The 21,557-nt window shown below is 72.1% G+C and carries 16 protein-coding genes and 1 tRNA gene; 14 read left to right on the top strand and 3 right to left on the bottom strand.

All coding sequences use genetic code 11. The annotated features are described in order from the left end of the window. Positions 1-11 precede the first annotated feature (11 nt). The 8 genes from trpC to DEI99_RS09490 all read left to right on the top strand — a co-directional run bounded on the left by trpC (position 12) and on the right by DEI99_RS09490 (position 13,284). The gene (gene trpC, locus DEI99_RS09525) at positions 12-797 is read left to right on the top strand and encodes an indole-3-glycerol phosphate synthase TrpC (protein WP_111040565.1); all 786 of its coding nucleotides are present in this window, start codon (positions 12-14) and stop codon (positions 795-797) included. 98 nt (positions 798-895) lie between these two features. Continuing rightward, entirely contained in the window at positions 896-2,110 is a 1,215-nt protein-coding gene (gene trpB / locus DEI99_RS09520; protein WP_071255735.1) for a tryptophan synthase subunit beta, read from the top strand. Next, positions 2,107-2,901, top strand: a complete 795-nt coding sequence (gene trpA, locus DEI99_RS09515) for a tryptophan synthase subunit alpha (protein WP_071255734.1) — start codon at positions 2,107-2,109, stop codon at positions 2,899-2,901. Before trpB ends, trpA begins: the two co-directional genes overlap by 4 nt. 99 nt (positions 2,902-3,000) lie before the next feature. Continuing rightward, positions 3,001-4,011, top strand: coding sequence for a prolipoprotein diacylglyceryl transferase (lgt, locus tag DEI99_RS09510; RefSeq protein WP_111040512.1), 1,011 nt, complete (start codon positions 3,001-3,003; stop codon positions 4,009-4,011). 183 nt (positions 4,012-4,194) lie between these two features. Next, positions 4,195-8,799, top strand: coding sequence for a glutamate synthase large subunit (gene gltB / locus DEI99_RS09505; protein ID WP_258369155.1), 4,605 nt, complete (start codon positions 4,195-4,197; stop codon positions 8,797-8,799). Between the two features lie 59 nt (positions 8,800-8,858). Continuing rightward, positions 8,859-10,316: a glutamate synthase subunit beta gene (locus tag DEI99_RS09500; RefSeq protein ID WP_071255732.1), complete on the top strand. Its 1,458-nt coding sequence runs from the start codon at positions 8,859-8,861 to the stop codon at positions 10,314-10,316. Between the two features lie 140 nt (positions 10,317-10,456). Beyond that, positions 10,457-11,902, top strand: a complete 1,446-nt coding sequence (gene pyk / locus DEI99_RS09495) for a pyruvate kinase (RefSeq protein WP_111040511.1) — start codon at positions 10,457-10,459, stop codon at positions 11,900-11,902. A 281-nt stretch (positions 11,903-12,183) separates the two neighbouring features. Next, a complete protein-coding gene (locus tag DEI99_RS09490) occupies positions 12,184-13,284 on the top strand; it encodes a VIT1/CCC1 transporter family protein (RefSeq protein WP_111040510.1) in 1,101 nt (366 codons plus the stop codon). A 9-nt stretch (positions 13,285-13,293) separates the two neighbouring features. Here DEI99_RS09490 and DEI99_RS09485 read toward each other — a convergent pair whose 3' ends face one another. Together DEI99_RS09485 and DEI99_RS09480 are read right to left on the bottom strand one after the other, a co-directional pair. Then, positions 13,294-13,836: an HdeD family acid-resistance protein gene (locus DEI99_RS09485; protein WP_181434307.1), complete on the bottom strand. Its 543-nt coding sequence runs from the start codon at positions 13,834-13,836 to the stop codon at positions 13,294-13,296. A gap of 146 nt (positions 13,837-13,982) precedes the next feature. Further along, positions 13,983-14,591 (bottom strand): hypothetical protein, encoded by a 609-nt coding sequence (locus DEI99_RS09480; RefSeq protein ID WP_111040508.1) that lies wholly within the window; start codon positions 14,589-14,591, stop codon positions 13,983-13,985. Positions 14,592-14,741: 150 nt separating this feature from the next. Between DEI99_RS09480 and DEI99_RS09475 the strand changes: the two genes are divergently transcribed. From DEI99_RS09475 to DEI99_RS09455, 5 genes are all read left to right on the top strand, one after another. Further along, on the top strand, positions 14,742-15,425 hold the full coding sequence (locus DEI99_RS09475) for a response regulator transcription factor (protein WP_258369154.1): 684 nt from the start codon (positions 14,742-14,744) through the stop codon (positions 15,423-15,425). Continuing rightward, positions 15,422-16,954, top strand: a complete 1,533-nt coding sequence (locus DEI99_RS09470; RefSeq protein ID WP_111040506.1) for a sensor histidine kinase — start codon at positions 15,422-15,424, stop codon at positions 16,952-16,954. The genes DEI99_RS09475 and DEI99_RS09470 overlap by 4 nt, the downstream gene beginning before the upstream one ends. A 12-nt stretch (positions 16,955-16,966) precedes the next feature. After that, a tRNA-Leu gene (locus tag DEI99_RS09465) sits at positions 16,967-17,048 on the top strand. Positions 17,049-17,163: 115 nt separating this feature from the next. After that, positions 17,164-17,769 carry an ANTAR domain-containing response regulator gene (locus DEI99_RS09460; protein WP_071255692.1) on the top strand — a complete coding sequence of 202 codons (606 nt, stop codon included), beginning with the start codon at positions 17,164-17,166 and terminating at the stop codon, positions 17,767-17,769. A 96-nt stretch (positions 17,770-17,865) separates the two neighbouring features. Beyond that, positions 17,866-18,336 carry a GNAT family N-acetyltransferase gene (locus tag DEI99_RS09455; RefSeq protein ID WP_111040505.1) on the top strand — a complete coding sequence of 157 codons (471 nt, stop codon included), beginning with the start codon at positions 17,866-17,868 and terminating at the stop codon, positions 18,334-18,336. Between the two features lie 38 nt (positions 18,337-18,374). On the opposite strand, the gene DEI99_RS09450 is transcribed toward DEI99_RS09455, so the two are convergent. After that, positions 18,375-18,800, bottom strand: a complete 426-nt coding sequence (locus tag DEI99_RS09450; RefSeq protein ID WP_071255685.1) for a PaaI family thioesterase — start codon at positions 18,798-18,800, stop codon at positions 18,375-18,377. Between the two features lie 43 nt (positions 18,801-18,843). Here DEI99_RS09450 and polA point away from each other — a divergent pair, with 43 nt between their 5' ends. Further along, the gene (gene polA / locus DEI99_RS09445) at positions 18,844-21,516 is read left to right on the top strand and encodes a DNA polymerase I (RefSeq protein WP_111040504.1); all 2,673 of its coding nucleotides are present in this window, start codon (positions 18,844-18,846) and stop codon (positions 21,514-21,516) included. Positions 21,517-21,557 lie beyond the last annotated feature (41 nt).

Genomic DNA, 21,557 nt, shown 5'->3' with positions numbered 1-21,557 from the left:
ACATGCCGAACGTGCTCGAGACCCTCGTCGCGGGCGCGCTCGAGGACGCCGCCACCCGTCGCCTCGACCGTCCCGTGACGGACGTCGAACGCGACCTCGACCGGGTGGCGCCGCCGCTCGACGCCCTCGACCACCTGCGTCCCGGTGACCACGTCAAGGTCATCGCCGAGGTCAAGCGCGCCAGCCCCTCACGCGGGTCGATGGCCCCGATCGAGGACCCGGCATCGCTCGCCGCCGACTACGAGCGCGGCGGTGCGTCGACGATCAGCGTCCTGACCGAGGGGCGCAAGTTCCTCGGCAGCCTCGCCGACCTGCAGGCCGTCAAGCAGCGGGTCGCGATCCCGGTGCTCCGCAAGGACTTCATCGCGGACCCGTACCAGGTGCTCGAGGCCCGCGCGGCCGGAGCCGACGTCGTGCTGCTCATCGTGGCGGCGCTCGAACAGCGGCAGCTCGTCGAGCTGCACACCCTGGCCGAGTCCCTCGGCATGCGCGTGCTCGTCGAGGCGCACTCTGGTGACGAGGTCGCCCGCGGGCTCGACGCCGGTGCGCGCATCCTCGGCGTGAACGCCCGCGACCTGACGGACTTCTCGCTCGACCGCGACCTGTTCGGTTCGCTCGCCGACCGCATCCCCGACGGGGTCGTGCGGGTCGCCGAGTCCGCGGTCGCCGGTCCTGCCGACGTGGCGCACTACCGGGCGGCCGGCGCCGACGTCGTGCTCGTGGGCGAGGCCCTCGTCACCGGGGCCGACCCCGCCGCCACCCTCGCATCGTTCATCGACGCCGCCGACCGCGGCTGACCCCCACACCGCATCCCGGCCGCGGACCGCGGCCGCACGACCCACCCCGTCCGGCTCCGGCTCCGCGCCGCGCCGGGCTCGTCCCGGAAGACCCCATCGTGACCTCACTCCGCGACCTGCACGGCCCCTACTTCGGCGAGTTCGGGGGACGCTTCGTCCCCGAGTCGCTCGTGCTCGCCCTCGACGAGCTCGAGGCGGCGTTCCGCACGGCCTGGGCCGACCCCGAGTTCCGTGCGGAGCTCGACGCGCTCCAGCGCGACTACACCGGCCGTCCCTCGATCATCACCGAGGTGCCCCGCTTCGCGAAGCACGCCGGCGGCGCCCGCGTCATCCTCAAGCGCGAGGACCTCAACCACACCGGATCGCACAAGATCAACAACGTGCTCGGGCAGGCGCTCGTCGCCCGTCGCCTCGGCAAGACGCGGCTCATCGCCGAGACCGGCGCCGGACAGCACGGTGTCGCCACCGCGACCGCCGCCGCGCTCTTCGGCATGGAGTGCGTCGTGTACATGGGCGCGGTGGACACCGAGCGCCAGGCCCTCAACGTCGCCCGGATGCGACTGCTCGGCGCCGAGGTCATCCCGGTCGAGACCGGATCCCGCACCCTGAAGGACGCCATCAACGAGGCGCTCCGCGACTGGGTCGCCAACGTGGAGTCCACGCACTACCTGCTCGGCACCGTCGCGGGACCGCACCCGTTCCCCGAGATGGTGCGCGAGTTCCACAAGGTCATCGGCGAAGAAGCCCGGCAGCAGGTCCTCGACACCGTCGGGCGCCTGCCGGACGCCGTCGCGGCCTGCGTCGGCGGCGGCTCGAACGCGATGGGGATCTTCGAGGCCTTCCTCGACGACGAGGCCGTCGCACTGTACGGCTTCGAGGCGGGCGGCGACGGCGTCGAGACCGGCCGGCACGCCGCGAGCATCACGCTCGGCCGACAGGGAGTGCTCCAGGGCACGAAGTCGTACCTCATGCAGGACGAGGACGGCCAGACCATCGAGAGCCACAGCATCTCCGCCGGCCTCGACTACCCGAGCGTCGGGCCGGAGCACGCGCACCTGGCCTCGATCGGCCGCGCGACCTACCGACCCATCACCGACGCCGAGGCGATGGAGGCGTTCCGCCTGCTGAGCCAGACCGAGGGGATCATCCCCGCGATCGAGTCGTCGCACGCGCTGGCCGGTGCCATGCAGCTCGGCAAGGAGCTCGGCCCCGACGGGGTCGTGCTCGTCAACCTGTCCGGCCGAGGGGACAAGGACGTCGCGTCCGCCAGTCGGTACTTCGGCATCCTCGACGAGAACGCGGTGCAGCTGTGAGCCAGAACCGGACCGTCGCCACGACGATCGACACCGCCAACGCCGAGCGTGCCGGCGCCGTCGTCGGGTACCTGCCCGCCGGGTACCCGGACCTGCAGACCAGCGTCGACGCGGCCGTCGCCCTCGCCGAGAACGGCGTGGACGTCATCGAGCTCGGCCTGCCGTACTCCGACCCCGTGATGGACGGCCCGGTGATCCAGCGCGCGGCCGAGGAGAGCCTGGCGAACGGCTTCCGGGTCGCCCACGTCTTCGACGCCGTGCAGCAGATCACCGAGCGCGTGGACGTCCCCGTGCTCGTCATGACGTACTGGAACCCGGTGCTGCGCTACGGCGTCGACCGGTTCGCCGACGACCTCGTGTCCTCCGGCGCCGCCGGGCTCATCACGCCCGACCTCATCCCCGACGAGGCCTCCGAGTGGACCGCCGCGTCCGAGCGCACCGGCCTCGACCGCGTCTTCCTCGCCGCCCCCTCGTCGTCCGACGTGCGGATGCGCCAGGCCGTCGAGTCGAGCCGCGGCTTCGTGTACGCGGTCTCGACGATGGGCGTCACCGGCGCCCGCGCCGGGGTCGACGTCGCGGCCCGGACCGTCGTGTCACGGCTGCGTGACGCCGGGGTCGAGCGCACGTGCGTCGGCCTCGGCATCTCGACCGCCGAGCAGGTCCGCGAGGTCCTCGAGTACGCCGACGGCGCGATCGTCGGTTCGGCGTTCGTCCGTGCCCTCGCCGACCTCGGCGTGCAGGGCGTCGCGGACCGCGCCGCCGACCTCACCGCGGGCGCCCGCCGCGGGTAGCCCCGGTTCCTGTCGGCCCCGTCCCGCGCGCTACAGTGAGCGGGGCCGACGCCACGTCGACACCGCGCCCAGTCAGTTCCGAAAGGCGACCGCACCTCCATGCCCCTCCTGAGCATCCCGAGCCCGAGCACCGCCTGGCAGTACTTCGACCTGACCGCATGGCTGCGCGACGTCTTCGGCTGGTCGCTGCCGCTCGACTTCCGCATCCACGCGTACGCGATCTGCATCCTCATCGGGATCGTCGCGGCCGTGGTGCTCGCGAACCGTCGTCTCAACGCGCGCGGTGTCGAACGGTGGATCATCATCGACATCGCGATCTGGGCCGTGCCGGCCGGCATCATCGGCGGCCGGGCGTTCCACGTGCTCACGCACGTCAGCGACTACTTCGGCCCCGGCATCCTCTGGTGGAAGCCGCTCGCGATCTGGGAGGGCGGCCTCGCGATCTTCGGCGCGCTCATCCTCGGCTCGGTCGGTGCCTGGATCGGCTGCCGCCAGGTCGGCCTGCGGTTCTCGTCGTTCATCGACGCCGTCGTGCCGGGCGTCCTGCTCGCCCAGGCGTTCGGGCGGCTCGGCAACTACTTCAACCACGAGCTCTTCGGCATGCCGACGAGTCTGCCGTGGGGTCTGCAGATCGAGTCGTCGAACCCGGCGTACCCGGCCGGTCTGCCCGAGGGCACCCTGTTCCACCCGACCTTCCTGTACGAGATCATCTGGAACCTCGTCGGCGTCGCGGTGATCCTGCTGCTCGACCGCCGCTTCCAGCTGCAGTGGGGCAAGGTCCTCGCGCTGTACCTCATCTGGTACGGCACCGGCCGTTCCGTCCTCGAGTCGATCCGCGTGGACACGAGCGAGACCTTCGCCGGCATCCGCACGAACGTCTGGATGTCCTTCGCCGCGATCCTGCTCGGCATCGTCATCTTCGTCGTGCAGTCGCGACGCCACACCGGCAAGGAGCCGAGCCCGTACCTGCCGGGCCGCCAGCCCGGTCCGAAGTCCGATGTAGACTCCGACGACACCTTCTCGGAGCACGACGACGACGCGGACGACGACTCCACGCACGACCACTCCACGGACGTCCCGAGCACCGATCCGGTCGCGTCCCCGCGCTGACCGGACCGCACGGGTCCCACCAGCACCACCCGTCGGTCCCCGCCACAAGCGGGTCCGACTCCTCGCCGGCCGACAGCGCACCTCACTGACGGCGGGCACGGGCACCAGTCCCGCCCGCTCGGGCGGAACGCACCACCGGGCCACCGCTGTCCCTGTTCCACTTCCTCGTGAGGACGGTTCCCCATGGCGCTCCAGCCAGACCTGACACCGGCATCGACGACGCTCGTGCCGCCGCACCGCCGCTTCTCGGCGATCCCGGACGCCACGGGTCTCTACGACCCGGCGAACGAGAAGGACGCCTGCGGCCTCGCCATGGTGGCGACCCTGCGCGGGACGCCCGGCCACGACATCGTCGACGCCGCCCTCGGCGCGCTCCGCAACCTCGAGCACCGCGGTGCGGTCGGCTCGGACGCGGGGACCGGCGACGGCGCCGGCATCCTCTGCCAGGTGCCCGACGAGTTCCTGCGGGCCGTCGTGCCGTTCGAGCTGCCCGCAGCGGGGGAGTACGCCGTCGGCACGGCCTACCTGCCCACCGACGACGACCGCCGGCACGCGGTCAAGGGCGCGGTCGAGCGCCTCGCGCGTGAAGAGGGCCTGAAGGTCCTCGGCTGGCGCACCGTCCCGGTCCGGCCCGAGGTGCTCGGGTCGTTGGCCCGCGCCGCCATGCCGGCGTTCGAGCAGCTCTTCGTGGCGTCGGTCCGGCACGACGTGCACGGCCGCGCCTGGAGCGGCATCGCGCTCGACCGCCAGGCCTTCCGGCTGCGCAAGCGGGCCGAGCACGACGACGACCTGTACTTCATGTCCCTGTCGAGCCGGACCACGGTCTACAAGGGCATGGTCACGACGCTCCAGCTCGAGCCGTTCTACCCGGACCTCAGCGACGAGCGCTTCGCGTCGAAGCTCGCGATCGTGCACTCCCGCTACTCGACGAACACGTTCCCGTCGTGGCCGCTCGCCCAGCCGTTCCGGACGATCGCGCACAACGGCGAGATCAACACGGTCCGCGGCAACCGCAACTGGATGCGGGCGCGCCAGTCGCAGCTCGAGAGCGAGCTGCTCGGCGACATGGCACCGCTGCTGCCGATCGTCAGCCCGGGCGCCAGCGACTCGGCCTCGTTCGACGAGGTGCTCGAGCTGCTCACGCTGACCGGCCGCTCGCTGCCGCACGCGGTGTCGATGATGGTGCCCGAGGCCTGGGAGAACCAGGTCGCGATGGACCCGGACCTCCGTGCCTTCTACGAGTACCACTCGATGCTCATGGAGCCGTGGGACGGCCCCGCCGCCATCACGTTCACCGACGGCTCGCTCGTCGGCGCGACGCTGGACCGCAACGGGCTCCGCCCCGGACGCTTCCTGGTCACCGACGACGGGCTCATCGTGATGGGTTCGGAGACCGGCGTCATCGACGTGCCGGCCGAGAAGGTCGTGCGCAAGGGTCGACTCCGACCCGGACGCATGTTCCTCGTCGACACCGAGGCCGGCCGGATCATCGAGGACGACGAGGTGAAGCGCGGGCTGGCCGCATCGGGTCCGTGGGCCAAGTGGCTCGGGTCCGGGCGCATCAACCTCAACGACCTCCCCGACCGCGAGCACATCGTGCACACCCCGGCGTCGGTCACCCGACGGCAGCGCGCCTTCGGCTACACCGAGGAAGAAGTCCGCATCCTGCTCCGTCCGATGGCGCAGACCGGCGCGGAGCCGCTCGGTGCGATGGGTTCGGACACGCCGATCGCGGTGCTCTCGCAGCGGCCGCGCCTGCTGTTCGACTACTTCACGCAGCAGTTCGCGCAGGTCACGAACCCGCCGCTCGACTCGATCCGCGAGCAGGTCATCACGTCGATGGGCATGGGCCTCGGACCGGAGCGCAACCTGCTCTCGGCCGGCCCCGAGCACGCGAAGCAGATCACGCTCGACTTCCCGGTGATCGACAACGACCAGCTCGCCAAGGTGCAGCACTTCGAGACCGGCTCGGGCCGTCACCTCACCGTGACGATCAAGGGGCTCTACCGCGTGGACGCCGGCAAGAAGGCGATGCAGAAGCGCATCGCCGCCGTGTGCGACGAGGTCGACGCCGCGATCGAGTCCGGCAAGCAGTTCATCGTGCTCTCCGACCGCGACGGCAACGCCGAGCAGGCACCCGTGCCGTCGCTGCTGCTGCTCGCCGCGGTGCACCACCACCTCATCCGCACCGAGCAGCGCATGAAGGTCGGGCTCATCGTCGAGGCCGGCGACGTGCGCGAGGTCCACCACGTGGCCACGCTGATCGGGTACGGCGCCTCGGCGATCAACCCGTACCTCGCCATGGAGACCTGCGAGAACCTCGTGCGCTCCGGCATGATCAGCGGGATCAGCCCCGAGCAGGCCGTCAAGAACGTCATCAAGGCGCTCGGCAAGGGCGTCCTGAAGATCATGTCGAAGATGGGCATCTCGACCGTCTCGAGCTACGCGGGCGCCCAGGCGTTCGAAGCGGTGGGACTGAGCCAGGAGTTCGTCGACCGCTACTTCACCGGCACGTCGTCGATCCTCGGCGGCGTCGACATCGACGTCATCGCGAAGGAGAACGCCGAGCGCCACGCCCAGGCGTACCCGCAGGACGGCGCGGTGCTCTCGCACGAGCGGCTGCAGACGGGCGGCGAGTACCAGTGGCGCCGCGAGGGTCCGCCGCACCTGTTCAACCCGGACACGGTCTTCCGTCTGCAGCACGCCACGCGGGCGCGGCGGTACGACATCTTCCGCGAGTACTCGAGCGCCGTGGACGACCAGTCCGAGGAGCTCATGACGCTCCGCGGCCTGTTCCGGTTCAAGCACGGTGTCCGCCCGCCGATCGCGCTCGACGACGTCGAGCCGATCGAGTCGATCGTGCAACGGTTCAACACCGGTGCCATGTCCTACGGGTCGATCTCGAAGGAGGCCCACGAGACGCTCGCCATCGCGATGAACCGCCTCGGCGGACGCTCGAACACCGGTGAGGGCGGCGAGGACGTCGACCGCCTGCTCGACCCGGAGCGCCGCAGCGCCATCAAGCAGGTGGCGTCGGGCCGGTTCGGCGTGACGAGCATGTACCTGACGCACGCCACGGACATCCAGCTGAAGATGGCCCAGGGTGCGAAGCCCGGCGAGGGCGGCCAGCTGCCGCCGACCAAGGTCTACCCGTGGGTGGCCCGGACCCGGCACGCCACCGCGGGCGTCGGGCTCATCTCGCCGCCCCCGCACCATGACATCTACTCGATCGAGGACCTCAAGCAGCTGATCTTCGACGTGAAGCGCGCGAACCCCGCCGCCCGCGTCCACGTGAAGCTGGTGAGCCAGTCCGGCATCGGCGCGGTCGCCGCCGGCGTGACGAAGGCCCTGGCCGACGTCGTGCTCGTCTCCGGTCACGACGGCGGGACGGGGGCGTCACCGCTCAACTCGCTCAAGCACGCCGGCACGCCGTGGGAGATCGGTCTCGCCGAGACGCAGCAGACGCTCATGCTGAACGGCATGCGCGACCGCGTCGTCGTGCAGGTCGACGGCCAGATGAAGACCGGTCGCGACGTCGTCGTCGCCGCGCTCCTCGGGGCCGAGGAGTACGGCTTCGCCACCGCGCCGCTCGTGGTCGAGGGCTGCATCCTCATGCGTGTCTGCCACCTCGACACCTGCCCGGTGGGCGTCGCGACGCAGAACCCGGAGCTCCGCAAGCGCTTCTCGGGCAAGCCCGAGTTCGTCGTGAACTTCTTCGAGTTCATCGCACAGGAGGTCCGTGAGCTCCTCGCCGAGCTCGGCTTCCGCACGCTCGACGAGGCCATCGGCCAGTCCGACGTGCTCGACGTCGACCGTGCACTCGAGCACTGGAAGGCCTCCGGCCTCGACCTCGGCCCGGTGCTCACCGGACCGCACTTCGACGCGTCCGAGCCCCGCCGGCACCACCGCGCGCAGGACCACGAGCTCGAGCAGCACTTCGACGTGCAGCTCATCGAGCAGACGGCCGACGTCCTCGACCACGGCGGCTCGATCGCGCTCGACCTGCCGATCCGGAACACGGAGCGCGCGGTCGGCACGATGCTCGGCCACGAGGTCACCCGCCGCCACGGCGAGCACGGGCTGCCGAACGGTTCGATCGACATCACGCTCCGCGGTTCCGCCGGGCAGTCGCTCGGTGCGTTCCTGCCCGCCGGCGTCACGCTGCGGCTCGTCGGCGACAGCAACGACTACGTCGGCAAGGGCCTGTCCGGCGGCGAGATCGTCGTGCGGCCGGACGCGGGCTCCGGCTTCGACCCGGCCGAGAACGTCATCGCCGGCAACGTCATCGGCTACGGGGCGACGCAGGGCAGCATGTTCATCCGCGGCATCGTGGGGGAGCGCTTCCTGGTCCGCAACTCGGGTGCCACCGCCGTCGTCGAGGGCGTGGGCGACCACGCGCTCGAGTACATGACGGGTGGCCTCGCGCTCATCCTCGGCGAGACCGGTCGGAACCTCGGCGCCGGCATGTCCGGCGGGACCGCGTACGTCCGCGGCCTGCGCGAGGAGCACGTCAACACGGACGCCCTCGCGACCGGGGAACTCCGGCTGGAGCCCCTCGACAGCGCCGACGTCGAGATCGTGACCGACCTGCTCACCCGGCACGCCGACGAGACGGGGTCGACCCTCGCGGCGGACCTGCTCGCGGCCGGCGACCTGAGCGAGTTCGTCAAGGTGCTGCCGCGTGACTACGCGGCGGTGCTCGAGACCCGCAAGCAGGCGGTCGACGAGGGGCTCGACCCCGACGGCGACGTGGTCTGGAACCGGATCCTCGAGGTGACCGGTGGCTGAGCACGGCACGCACCCCGCACCACCGACCACGACCAGCAACGACACGACGGAGGCGACCCGTGGCTGACCCGAAGGGCTTCCTCAAGGTCCAGGAGCGCGAGCTCCCGGCCCGACGACCCGTACCCGTGCGGCTCATGGACTGGAAAGAGGTCTACGAGCAGCAGGAGTCCGGCGCGCTCAAGCGCCAGGCCGGCCGCTGCATGGACTGCGGCGTGCCGTTCTGCCACCAGGGCTGCCCGCTCGGCAACCTCATCCCGGAGTGGAACGACCTGACCTGGCGGGGCGAGGGCCGCCAGGCCATCGAGCGCCTGCACGCCACGAACAACTTCCCGGAGTTCACCGGCCGCCTGTGCCCGGCTCCGTGCGAGGCGTCCTGCGTGCTCGGCATCAACCAGCCCCCGGTGACGATCAAGCAGGTCGAGGTCTCGATCATCGACGAGGCGTTCCAGCAGGGCTGGGTCACGCCGCACCCGCCGGAGCGCCTGACCGGCAAGACCGTCGCCGTCGTCGGGTCCGGTCCGGCCGGGCTCGCCGCCGCGCAGCAGCTCACGCGCGCCGGGCACACCGTCGCCGTCTACGAGCGGGACGACCGCATCGGCGGCCTGCTCCGCTACGGCATCCCGGACTTCAAGATGGAGAAGCGCCAGATCGACGCGCGCCTCGCCCAGATGCAGGCCGAAGGCACCCGGTTCCGTGCCGGGGTCGAGATCGGGCGGGACATCACCTGGGACGACCTGAAGTCGCGCTACGACGCCGTCGTGGTCGCGACCGGCGCCACCGTGCCGCGCGACCTGCCGATCCCGGGCCGGGACCTCGAGGGCGTGCACTTCGCGATGGACTACCTCGTGCAGCAGAACAAGGCGAACGCGGGCACCCGGGTCGACAACCAGCTGACGGCCGAGGGCAAGCACGTCATCGTCATCGGCGGCGGCGACACCGGTGCGGACTGCATCGGCACGGCCCACCGGCAGGGCGCCCTGAGCGTAACGAACCTGGCGATCGGCAAGCAGCCGCCGCTCGAGCGTCCGTCCGAGCAGCCCTGGCCGATGTTCCCCACCGTGTTCGAGGTCACCAGCGCGCACGAGGAGGGCGGCGAGCGGCACTTCCTCGCCTCCACCGTCGAGTTCCTGGCGAACGAGGCCGGCGAGGTCCGCGCACTGCGGGTCGCCGAGACCGAGTACCTCGACGGCCGACGCGTGCCGAAGGCGGGCACCGAGCGCGAGATCCCGGCGGACCTCGTGCTCATCGCGATGGGTTTCACCGGCCCCGAGTCGGAGACGATCGAGCCGCAGCTCGGCCTGCCGACGACGGTCTCCGGTGCGATCGACCGCCGCCCCGACTACGCGACGAACGAGCCGGGCGTCTTCGTCGCCGGCGACGCCGGCCGCGGGCAGTCGCTCATCGTCTGGGCCATCGCCGAGGGTCGCGCCGCCGCCGCGAAGGTCGACGAGTACCTCGAGGGCTCGACGATCCTGCCGGCCCCGGTGAAGGCGACCGACCGGGCGATCTCGGTCTGATGTCGGACCACCACCAGATGCTCACCTCGACGTGAGCGGGAGGCCACCAGTACTCGGTAGGGTGCTGGTGGCCTCGTTCGTTCCGCGCGGCCCCACAGCGTGGAAACCGAAGGCTCCATCCACCACCACGAAGGAATCCATTGAGACGCGCAAAGATCGTTTCGACGCTCGGACCGGCAACGTCGGAGTACGAGACCGTCAAGGAGATCATCGAAGCGGGCGTCGACGTCGCCCGACTGAACCTCAGCCACGGTGACTACAGCGTCCACGAGGCCAACTACGTGAACGTCCGTCGCGCCGCCGAGGAGCTCGGCAAGCCGGTCGCGATCCTCGTCGACCTGCAGGGTCCGAAGATCCGCCTCGCCAAGTTCGCGGACGGGCCGCACGAGCTCGCCGTCGGCGACGTGTTCACGATCACCACCGAGGACGTCCCCGGCACGAAGGAGATCTGCGGCACGACGTTCAAGGGCCTGCCCCAGGACGTCGAGCCCGGCGACCCGCTGCTCATCGACGACGGCCGCGTGCGCCTGCGCGTCCTCGACACCGACGGGGTGCGCGTCCGCACCGAGGTCGTCGTCGCCGGCACCGTCTCGAACAACAAGGGCATCAACCTGCCCGGCGTCGCCGTCAACGTCCCCGCGCTGAGCGAGAAGGACGAGGCCGACCTGCGCTGGGCGATCCGCCAGGGCGCAGACCTCATCGCGCTGTCGTTCGTGCGCAACGCCGCCGACGTCGACCGCGCGCACGAGATCATGGACGAGGAGGGCAAGCGCCTGCCCGTGATCGCCAAGGTCGAGAAGCCGCAGGCCGTCGACGCCCTCGAGGAGATCATCGACGCCTTCGACAGCATCATGGTCGCCCGCGGTGACCTCGGCGTCGAACTCCCGCTCGAGGCCGTCCCGATCGTGCAGAAGCGCGCCGTCGAGCTGTCCCGCCGCATGGCGAAGCCCGTCATCGTCGCGACGCAGATGCTCGAGTCGATGATCTCGTCGCCGATCCCCACCCGCGCCGAGACGTCCGACGTCGCGAACGCCGTCCTCGACGGCGCGGACGCGGTCATGCTCTCGGGCGAGACGAGCGTCGGCGAGTACCCGGTGCAGACCGTCCGCACGATGGCCCGCATCGTCGAGTCGACCGAGGACCACGGCCTCGAGCGCATCGCGCCGCTCGGCACGAAGCCGCGCACCCTCGGTGGCGCGATCACGCTCGCCGCGGTCGAGATCGCCGAGTTCACCGAGGCCTCGTACCTCTGCGTCTTCACCGAGTCCGGTGACTCGGCCCGTCGCATGTCGCGGCTCCGCCACGGCCTGCCGATCATCGCCTTCACCCCGAACGAGGCCACGCGCCGCCGGATGGCCCTCACCTGGGGTGTCCGTTCGTTCCTGGTGGAGCGGAAGACCCACACCGACGAGCTCTTCTCGCAGGTCGACGACGTCCTCCTCGAGAACGGCCTCGCCGCCCCCGGCGACCGCGTCATCGTGACGGCGGGGTCCCCTCCCGGCATCGAGGGCTCGACGAACGACCTGCGGGTGCACCGCGTGGGCGACGCCCACGCCGAGGCCGCCCCGGCCTACGTCCGGGACTGATCCGCGGGATCCGTCGCCACAGGGCGCGGACGGGAGGCACGGCGCACGTGGTGCGCGCAGCCTCCGGTCTGCGCCCTGTTGCGTCGCACCCCGGACCCCGGGCTCCTGACGCCGGACGCCGGACGCGTTGCGGGTGCGCCCCGCAGCGGTCGTCGCGCCCCCGCTCACCGGGGCGCGACGGCGTCCGCGGGGCGCGATCGCGGGTTCCCGATGCGCGTCGACGCTCGGGGCGCGCCCGGTGGGGTGGAGCCGGGGCGCGACCGGACCGCCGGCCGGGCAGGATGGGCGGGGTGAGCCTCCAGGACGACACCGTCACCGCACCCACCGCAGCCGACGTCCGCCGGTGGCGTCGGTACCTGGCGGACGAGCGCGCCGAAGCCGCCGTCTACCGCAACCTCGCCGCGCGCCGTTCCGGCGAGGAACGCGACATCCTCGCTGCGCTGGCCGAGGCCGAGGGCCGGCACGAGCAGCACTGGGTCGAGCTGCTCGGCGAGGACGTCGGCCGCCCGCAGCGGGGCAGCCTGCGCACCCGGGTCCTGGCGTCGCTCGCGAAGCGGTTCGGCTCGGTGTTCGTCCTCGCGCTCATGCAGCGGGCGGAGGACCGCTCGCCCTACGCCGACGACGCGGACGCGACCGCGCAGATGGCGGCCGACGAGCGCATCCACGGCGAGGTCGTCCGCGGGCTGGCGAACCGGGGCCGCATGCGCCTGTCGGGGACGTTCCGCGCGGCGGTGTTCGGCGCGAACGACGGCCTCGTGTCGAACCTGGCACTCATCATCGGGATCAGCGCCTCGGGTGCCGACCGGCACTTCGTCCTGCTGAGCGGCATCGCCGGTCTGCTCGCCGGTGCCTTGTCGATGGGGGCGGGGGAGTACGTGTCGGTGCGGTCGCAGCGCGAACTCCTCGACGCGTCCGCACCGCACCCCGAGGCGGGCCGCGCGGTCGCCGACCTGGACGTCGACGCGAACGAGCTCGCCCTCGTCTACCGGGCGCGCGGCATGTCGGAAGCCGACGCGACCGAGCACGCCGCGCAGGTGCTCTCCGGCATCGGCGAGCGGTCCCCGGCCACCGGCGGGATCGTGACCACCGCCGACCACGAGGCCGTCGGTACCGGGCTCAGTGCCGCGGTGTCGAGCTTCTGCTTCTTCGCCTCCGGGGCGGTCATCCCCGTGCTGCCGTTCCTGTTCGGCATGCAGGGCTGGGCGGCGATCGCCGTCGCCGGTGCGCTCGTCGGGCTCGCCCTGCTCGGGACGGGCGCGGTCGTCGGTGTGCTCAGCGGGGCCTCGCCGGGTCGCCGCGCACTGCGCCAGCTCGCGATCGGGTTCGGAGCCGCGGTGGTGACCTACGCGCTCGGGCTGCTGTTCGGGACGGGCAACGCCTGATCCGCAGCCCTACCAGCGGCGGACCGCGGCCCGCGGCGGCAGCAACAGCAGCGTCCCCGCACCGACGACGACGAGTGCGATGCCGGCGAACACCGTGAAGACCGCGAGCGCCGTCCCCGGGGCGAGCAGCACGACCACCCCGGCGAGCACCGACACCACGCCGCTCACGAGCGTCGGGACGCGTGACGAACCGGGGTGCCCGACGAAGCCGCCGACGAGCGACGCGACGCCCTCGACGACGAAGCCGATGCCCGCGAGCACCGCGTAGACGAGCAGCGGGATGACGGGGTCGACGAGGGTGACCAGTCCGGCCACCGCGACGAGCGTCCCGACCACCCCGGAGGTCCACCGCCAGGGCGTCGGTGTGCCGTGACCCCGCGCTGCCGCCAGCACGCGCAGGGCGCCCGCGACGACGAGGTACACACCGAACACCAGTGCCACCACCACGAGCGACGGGCGGGGCCAGGCGATCGCGGTGACGCCGAGCACGATCGCGACGACCGCGGTGACGACGACGAACACGCGGAACGTGCGGACGGCACGAGAGTCCACGAGCACTCCTTGCTGATCTGACCGCTGACGTCCACGACGCTACCCGGCAGCGGGCGACTCGGGTTCCGTCCGTGCCGACGCAGCGGCCGGGAGGCACGGGGTGCACGACCCGCTCGGGTCGCGCCCGGTGCCACCCGGCCCCGACGTCAGGAGCCCGAGCCCGAGCCGGGCTGCGGGGTCGCGGTCGCCGACGCGTCGGGACGGCCCGGCGTCGGTGCGGCGGGAGCGTCGCCCTGCTTGGGCGGCTTCGGGGTGTCGCCCTGCTTGGGCGGCTTCGGTGCGTCGCCCTGCTTCGGCGGTGCCGGTGCGTCGCCCTGCTTGGGCGGCTTCGGTGCGTCGCCCTGCTCGGGCGGCTTCGGGGTGTCGCCCTGCTTCGGCGGTGCCGGCGGTGCCGGGGTCTTCCCGTCACCGTCACCGTCACCGCCGCCGGCGCCCGGCAGTGCGGCGCACCCGGGTGCTGCTGCGTCGGGTCCGGCCGGCCCGGGGACGGGCGTCGCTCCGTCGGCGGGTCCGGCCGGCCCGGGGACCACGGTGGCGTCGTCGCCCGGCGCGTCGCTCGGCCCGCTGCTCGCGGCCGCCGAGGGCCCGGCGGTGGCCCCGCCCGTCGCAGCGGTGGCGGCGCTGACGCCGACGCCGCCGAGCACGAGGACCGCTGCCGCCGCCGCTCCGACGCCCACCCGCCGCAGCACCGCCCGGCGGCGCGTCCCCGTCGTCCCCGTCGTCCCCGGCGTCTCGTCGTCTCGTTCGTCGTGCATGGTGGTGTCTCCTGTTCGGGTCGGAGGTGGGCCGTGTGGTCCACCGACGAGGACGACGCTCGAGTCCGAATCTGAAGCAGACCTGAAGCACAGGGGTTCTCCAGCGTCCTCCAGGCTCCGTACCCGACGGCAGGCCCTACCGTGTCCGCCGTGCCTGCTCCTGCCCGCGTCCTCGTGGTCGACGACGACGACTCCATCCGCACCGCCGTCGCGACGACCCTCCGTGCCGAGGGGTTCCTCGTCGCCGAGGCCCCCGACGGTCGCGCCGTCCTCGAGGACCTCCGTCGCGCAGCCCCCGACCTGGTCCTGCTCGACTGGATGATGCCCGGACCGAGCGGCATCCTGCTCGCCGGGCGCATCCGGTCGGCCTCCGACGCGGCGGTCGTGATGATGACCGCCCGCGACGAACTCGACGAACGGCTGCGGGGGTTCGCCGAGGGCGCGGACGACTACGTGGTGAAGCCCTTCGCGATGGCCGAGCTCGTCGCCCGCGTCACGGCGGTGCGCCGGCGCCGCGGTCGGATTCCGTCGGTGGTCGAGGTCGCCGACCTCGTCGTGGACCCCGAGGCCGCGACGGCGCACCGCGCGGGTGTCCGGCTCGAGCTCACCGCGACGGAGTTCCGCCTCCTGCGCTTCCTGGCCGAGAGCCGCGGCCGGACGGTCTCGAAGGCGCAGATCACGACGCAGGTGTGGGGGTACGAGGAGGTCGCGGCGAACGTGGTCGAGGTGCACCTCAGCGCGCTCCGCCGGAAGATGGAGGCGCACGGTCCCCGGCTCGTGCACACCGTCCGGGGCCTCGGCTACCGGCTCAGCGACGACCGGACGCCGGCGTGAGCGACGGACGGACCGGCGGCCTCCGCACGACCTCGTTGCGACTGCGGACCGTCGTCGCCACCGTGGTCTTGCTCGCGGTCCTGCTCGCCGGCCTCGCGGTCGCGGTGGAGGCGCTGCTCGGGGTCCGTCTCCGTGCCCAGGTCGAGGACCGGCTCCGCGACCGGGCCTCGGCGGCCGCGGCGCTCGTCGGCACGGTCGACGCCGAGGACCTCGCGGACCGGCTCTCCGCACAGGGCCTGTCGGTCCGGATCGTGCAACCCGACGGCGCCGCGGTCGAGGCCGGCCCGACCCCGGACGAACTGCGCTCCGGTCCACCGGATCCGGCTGCGCTCCCGGTCCCCGGTCCGGCCCGGCGCCCCGGGACGGACGCCTCGGCCTCGCCCTCGGCGTCCCCGTCGGCGTCGACCGGTTCCGACGGGGGCCGGACGGTCACCTCGTCGCAGCTGCGGGAGGACGACGGCGTGCTCACCCTGGTCAGCCGGCTCGACGACGGCACGCGGATCACGCTGACGACCGGCACGCGGGACGTCCAGGACACGCTCGTGCAGCTCGGGTGGGTGATGGGCGGTGCCTCGGCGGTCTTCCTGGGCGTGGCGGTCGTCGGCGTGGTGCTCGTCGTCCGCCGGTCGCTGCGGCCCCTCGACGTCATGACCACCACGGCACGGTCGATCGCAGCGGGCGACCGTGGGCGTCGCCTGCGCCCCTCGCGCCGGGACACCGAGATCGGCCGGGTCGCCGTCGCGATGGACGAGATGCTCGACGCCGTCGAGGGGGCCGAGCACGACGCGGTCGCCGCCGAGGCCCGGGTCCGCTCGTTCCTGTCCGACGCCGCGCACGAACTCCGCACGCCGGTCGCCGGCGTCCGTGCCGCGGCGGACACGCTCGTGCGCGGCGGGGGCGACGACGCGACCCGCGAGGCCCTGGCGGTGCACGTCGTGCGTCAGGCGGACCGGGCCGCACGGCTCGTCGACGACATGCTCACGATGGCCCGGCTCGACCGCGGCATCGAGCTCGACCGGCGCTCGGTCGACCTCGGCGCGGTGCTCGTCGCCGAGGGGGACCGGCTCCGTCTGCGGCTGCCGTCCGTCGACCTGCGCGTCGCGGTCCCCGACGGCCCGGTCCCGGCGACCGTCGACGCCGAGCGGCTGGCCCAGGTCGTCGGCAACCTGGTCGACAACGCCGCACGCGCCACCGGCGGTCGGGGCACCGTCGTCATCACGCTCGAGGACCGCGGGCGCGAGGCCGCGGTCCGCGTCGCGGACGACGGCCCCGGCATCCCGCCGGCCGACCGCGAGCGGGTCTTCGACCGGCTCGTTCGGCTCGAGGCGTCGCGCGACGCCCGGACGGGCGGCGCCGGGCTCGGGCTGCCCATCGCGCGGGGGATCGCCGAGGCGCACGGCGGCACCCTGCGGTACGTGGAGGCCGCGGGCGGAGCGGCGCCCGGGGGTGCGGTGTTCGAGCTGGCGCTGCCGACCTCGTCCGCGCCCGCGACCAGGACCGGGATCGGGACGGTACCCGGGTCCTGCTAGCCTGGAGCCCTCGCGAGTGTGGTGGAATCGGCAGACACGGGGCACTCAAAATGCTCTGCCTCACGGCGTGCGGGTTCAAGTCCCGCCACTCGTACAAGCACCGTCCACGGCGTCCTGGATCGGGCAGGCGCGCTGTGGAACCGCACAGGCACGCGCGGCGCGCAACTCCCTGATCGGCACCACTTCCGCCGTCTAGTAGGCTCTCCTCCGTGAGTGACTCAGAAGCAACAGCAACCGCACCCCGTCGCGTCGTCGTCGCTGAGGACGAGTCGCTCATCCGCCTCGACATCGTGGAGATCCTCCGCGACAACGGGTTCGACGTCGTCGGCGAAGCCGGTGACGGCGAGACCGCGGTGCAGCTCGCGACCGACCTCCGCCCCGACCTCGTCGTGATGGACGTCAAGATGCCGCAGCTCGACGGCATCTCCGCGGCCGAGAAGCTCTCGAAGAACCACATCGCCCCCGTGGTCCTGCTCACCGCCTTCAGCCAGAAGGACCTCGTCGAGCGTGCGACCGAGGCCGGCGCCCTCGCCTACGTGGTCAAGCCCTTCACCCCGAACGACCTGCTCCCCGCGATCGAGATCGCCCTCTCGCGGTACCAGCAGATCATCACGCTCGAGGCCGAGGTCGCCGACCTCGTCGAGCGCTTCGAGACCCGCAAGCTCGTCGACCGCGCCAAGGGCCTGCTCAACGAGAAGATGGGTCTCACCGAGCCCGAGGCGTTCCGCTGGATCCAGAAGGCCTCGATGGACCGCCGCCTGACCATGCACGACGTCGCCAAGGCGATCATCGAGCAGCTCAGCGCCAAGAAGTAGGCGACACCGTCGCTCACGCCAGCGCCGTCGGACCCGGTCCGGCGGCGCTGCTGCACGTCCGGGGCACGAGAGCCGGCCACCTGGCAGGCTGGAGCGGTGGACGACGTGGTGATCCGGGCCTCCCGGCCTGACGACATGCCTGCGGTGGCCGACCTGCGCTGGCGGTGGAGCGTCGACGAGGGCGGGGCGGTGCCGGCGGCGACGCCCGCCGCGTACCGCGAGGCGATGGTCGCGTTCGCTGCGGCGAACCCGGACACCCACCGGTGCGTGGTGGCCGAGCGTGACGGCGTCGTGCTCGGGATGGCGTGGCTCGCCCTCGTGTCGCGCCCTCCGACGCCCGACCACCCGGGGCGACGGCTGACCGCGGACGTGCAGACGGTCTACGTGCACCCGGACCTTCGCGGTGCCGGCGTCGCCGGGCGGCTCGTCACCGCACTGCTCGACGTCACCGACGACCTCGGTGTCGAGCGGACGAGCGTGCACTCGAGCGTCGACGGGGAGCGGCTCTACCGGCGGCTCGGCTTCGGGGACGCTCGCCTGCTGCTGCAGCGTCCGCCCGAGGACTGACACGCCGGCACGGCGCGGTGATCAGCGCGGTCCGAGGGTCAGCGCCGCTCGCGGATCATGTTCGTGATGCGCACCGTCGAGCACCGTCGGCCCTGGTCGTCGGTGAGGACGATCTCGTGCGTGGTGAGCGTACCGCCGAGGTGTATCGCGGTGCAGGTGCCGGTGACGGTGCCGCTCGTGGCGCTGCGCGAGTGCGAGGCGCTCAGCTCGATGCCGACGGCGTAGCGGCCGGGACCGGCGTGCACGTTCGCCGCCATCGACCCGAGGCTCTCGGCGAGCACGACGTACGCGCCCCCGTGCAGCAGACCGACCGGTTGCCGGTTGCCCTCGACCGGGATCGTGCCCACCGCACGCTCGGCGCTGAGCTCGGTGATGACCATGCCCATCTTCTCGGCCAGCTCGCCGACACCCCGCTCGGTGAGCCGCTCGTCGACGCCGGTGCTGGTGGTCGCTTCGTCGGTCACGTGGTCGGACTCCCGTGTCGGATGGCGTCGGTAGGCTGTCCGGGTGTCGGACTCCGCAAAGCCTACCCTCATGGTCATCGACGGCCATTCGCTCGCCTTCCGGGCCTTCTACGCACTGCCGGTGGACAGCTTCGTCAACCGTGACGGGCAGCACACGAACGCCATCCACGGCTTCATCTCGATGCTGCTCATGCTCCTGCAGCGCGAGAAGCCGACGCACCTCGCGGTCGCGTTCGACATCTCCCGCTTCTCCTTCCGCACGCGGGAGTACGCCGAGTACAAGGGCACCCGCTCGGAGACCCCGGCCGAGTTCAAGGGCCAGATCCCGCTGCTCCAGCAGGCGCTCGAGGCGATGGGCATCACCACCGTGACGAAGGAGGACTACGAGGCCGACGACATCCTCGCGACCCTCTCGTCGCAGGGTGCCGCCCAGGGCTTCCAGGTCTACGTCGTCTCCGGCGACCGTGACTCGATCCAGCTCGTGAACGACGACGTCACGCTGCTCTACCCGTCGGTCCGCGGGGTGTCCGAGCTCACCCGCTACGACCGCGACAAGGTGTACGAGCGGTACGGCATCGAGCCGCACCAGTACCCCGACATCGCCGCACTCGTCGGCGAGACGAGCGACAACCTCATCGGCATCGACAAGGTCGGCGAGAAGACCGCCGTGAAGTGGGTCACCCAGTACGGCTCCCTCGACGGCGTCCTCGAGCACGCCGACGAGATCAAGGGCGTCGTCGGCAACAACCTGCGCGAGCAGAAGGACCGCGCGGTCCGCAACCGGCGGCTGAACCGCCTGGTCACCGACGTGGAGCTGCCGGTCGGCCCCGCCGACGTGGCGCTCCGTCCCCTCGACGAGACCGCGGTGCGCGAGCTGTTCGCCAAGCTGCAGTTCCGCACCCTGCTCGACCGCGTGTTCAAGGTCGCCGGCTCGGGTGAACCGTCCGACGCCACCGCGGCCGAGGGCTCGGTCGACGACGGCGCCCCGACCCCGCCGCCGGTCAAGACCCTCATCGACGAGGAACTCGGCTACTGGCTCGAGCGCCGCAACGCGACCGAGGCGGCGAACGGCTACGGCGTCGCGGTCGAGGTCATCGACGGCCGGCTCAGTGCGATCGGCATCGCCACCCACGACGACGCCGTGCTCGTCCCCGGTGGCAGCGGTGCGAAGGACTACGAACAGCTCACCGCCTGGTTCGCGTCCGACGCCCCGAAGCACTTCCACGACGCGAAGGCGGCGATCAAGGCCCTCGGCACGGTCGGCATCGCCGTGAACGGCGTCGCCGGCGACGCCCGGATCATGGGCTGGCTCGCCAACCCCGGCAAGCAGGGCCAGCCCCTGGCCGACCTCGTCTACCAGGAGCTCGGCGAGGAACTCCCCACCGCCGACCCGAACCAGCTCGTGCCCGAGACCGACCCGGTGAACATCGGCGTGCACGCCTGGTTCGTGCTCCGCGTCGTGACCGCGCTGCGCGCCCGCATCGACGAGTCCTCGCTCACCGTGCTCGACGACATCGAGCTGCCCCTCGTCTCGGTGCTCGCGGGCATGGAGACCATCGGCGTCGGGATCGACCGCCCGGTGCTCACCGGGCTGTCGAAGGAACTGGGGGAGCGCGCCGCCGAACTCGCCCAGCAGGCGTTCGCCGAGATCGGCCACGAGGTCAACCTCGGGTCGCCGAAGCAGCTGCAGGAGGTCCTGTTCACCGAGCTCGCGATGCCGAAGACCCGCAAGACGAAGACGGGCTTCTCGACCGACGCGGCGAGCCTCGCCGACCTGCAGGAGCAGCACCCGCACCCGTTCCTCGGCCTGCTGCTGCAGCACCGCGACGCCACGAAGCTGCGCCAGATCGTCGACACGCTCGACGCCGCGGTCGTCGACGGTCGCATCCACACCCGCTACGAGCAGACCGGCACGAGCACCGGCCGTGTCTCGTCGACCGACCCGAACCTGCAGAACATCCCGGTGAAGACCGCCGTCGGCCGCCGCATCCGGTCGGCGTTCGCCGTCGCCGAGCCGTACACGACGCTCGTCACCGCCGACTACTCGCAGATCGAGATGCGCATCATGGCGCACCTGTCCGGCGACCCCGGCCTCATCCAGGCCTTCAACGAGGGCGAGGACCTGCACCGTTTCGTCGGCGCCCGGGTCTTCGGCGTCGACCCGTCCGAGGTCACCCCGGAGATGCGCACGAAGGTCAAGGCGATGTCCTACGGCCTGGCCTACGGGTTGAGCGCCTTCGGGCTCTCGAAGCAGCTGCGCATCGAGCAGTCCGAGGCCCGCACGCTGATGACCGAGTACTTCGCCCGCTTCGGCGCGGTGCGCGACTACCTGCGCAACGTCGTCGAGCAGGCGCGCGAGGACGGCTACACCGAGACGATCTTCGGGCGCCGCCGCCCGTTCCCGGACCTGAAGAGCCCGAACCGCGTGCTGCGCGAGAACGCCGAGCGTGCCGCGCTGAACGCCCCGATCCAGGGCTCCGCCGCGGACATCATGAAGATCGCGATGCTCGGCGTCGCGGACGACCTGCGCGACGGGGGCCTCGACTCCCACCTGCTGCTCCAGGTGCACGACGAACTCATCCTCGAGGTCGCGCCCGGCGAGCAGGAGCGCGTCGAGGAGATCCTCCGCACCCGGATGGGCGCCGCCGCCGAACTGACCGTCCCGCTGGACGTGTCGATCGGCGTGGGCCCGAACTGGGAGAGCGCAGCGCACTAGCCGCGCGCTGCGGACGCGGGTCGCGACCACACCACGGACGG

This window comes from Curtobacterium sp. MCLR17_036, from assembly GCF_003234445.2.
Classification (GTDB): Bacteria; Actinomycetota; Actinomycetes; order Actinomycetales; family Microbacteriaceae; genus Curtobacterium.
The sequence above is the reverse complement of the archived record's forward strand: the minus strand, read 5'-3'. Positions and strand labels throughout refer to the sequence as shown.

What these genes read in the sequence shown, in the direction of transcription:
- lgt (WP_111040512.1), top strand. Translation starts at nt 3,001, where the DNA reads ATGCCCCTCCTGAGCATCCCGAGCCCGAGCACCGCCTGGCAGTACTTC.
- gltB (WP_258369155.1), top strand. Translation starts at nt 4,195, where the DNA reads ATGGCGCTCCAGCCAGACCTGACACCGGCATCGACGACGCTCGTGCCG.
- DEI99_RS09490 (WP_111040510.1), top strand. Translation starts at nt 12,184, where the DNA reads ATGGGCGGGGTGAGCCTCCAGGACGACACCGTCACCGCACCCACCGCA.
- DEI99_RS09480 (WP_111040508.1), bottom strand. Translation starts at nt 14,591, where the DNA reads ATGCACGACGAACGAGACGACGAGACGCCGGGGACGACGGGGACGACG.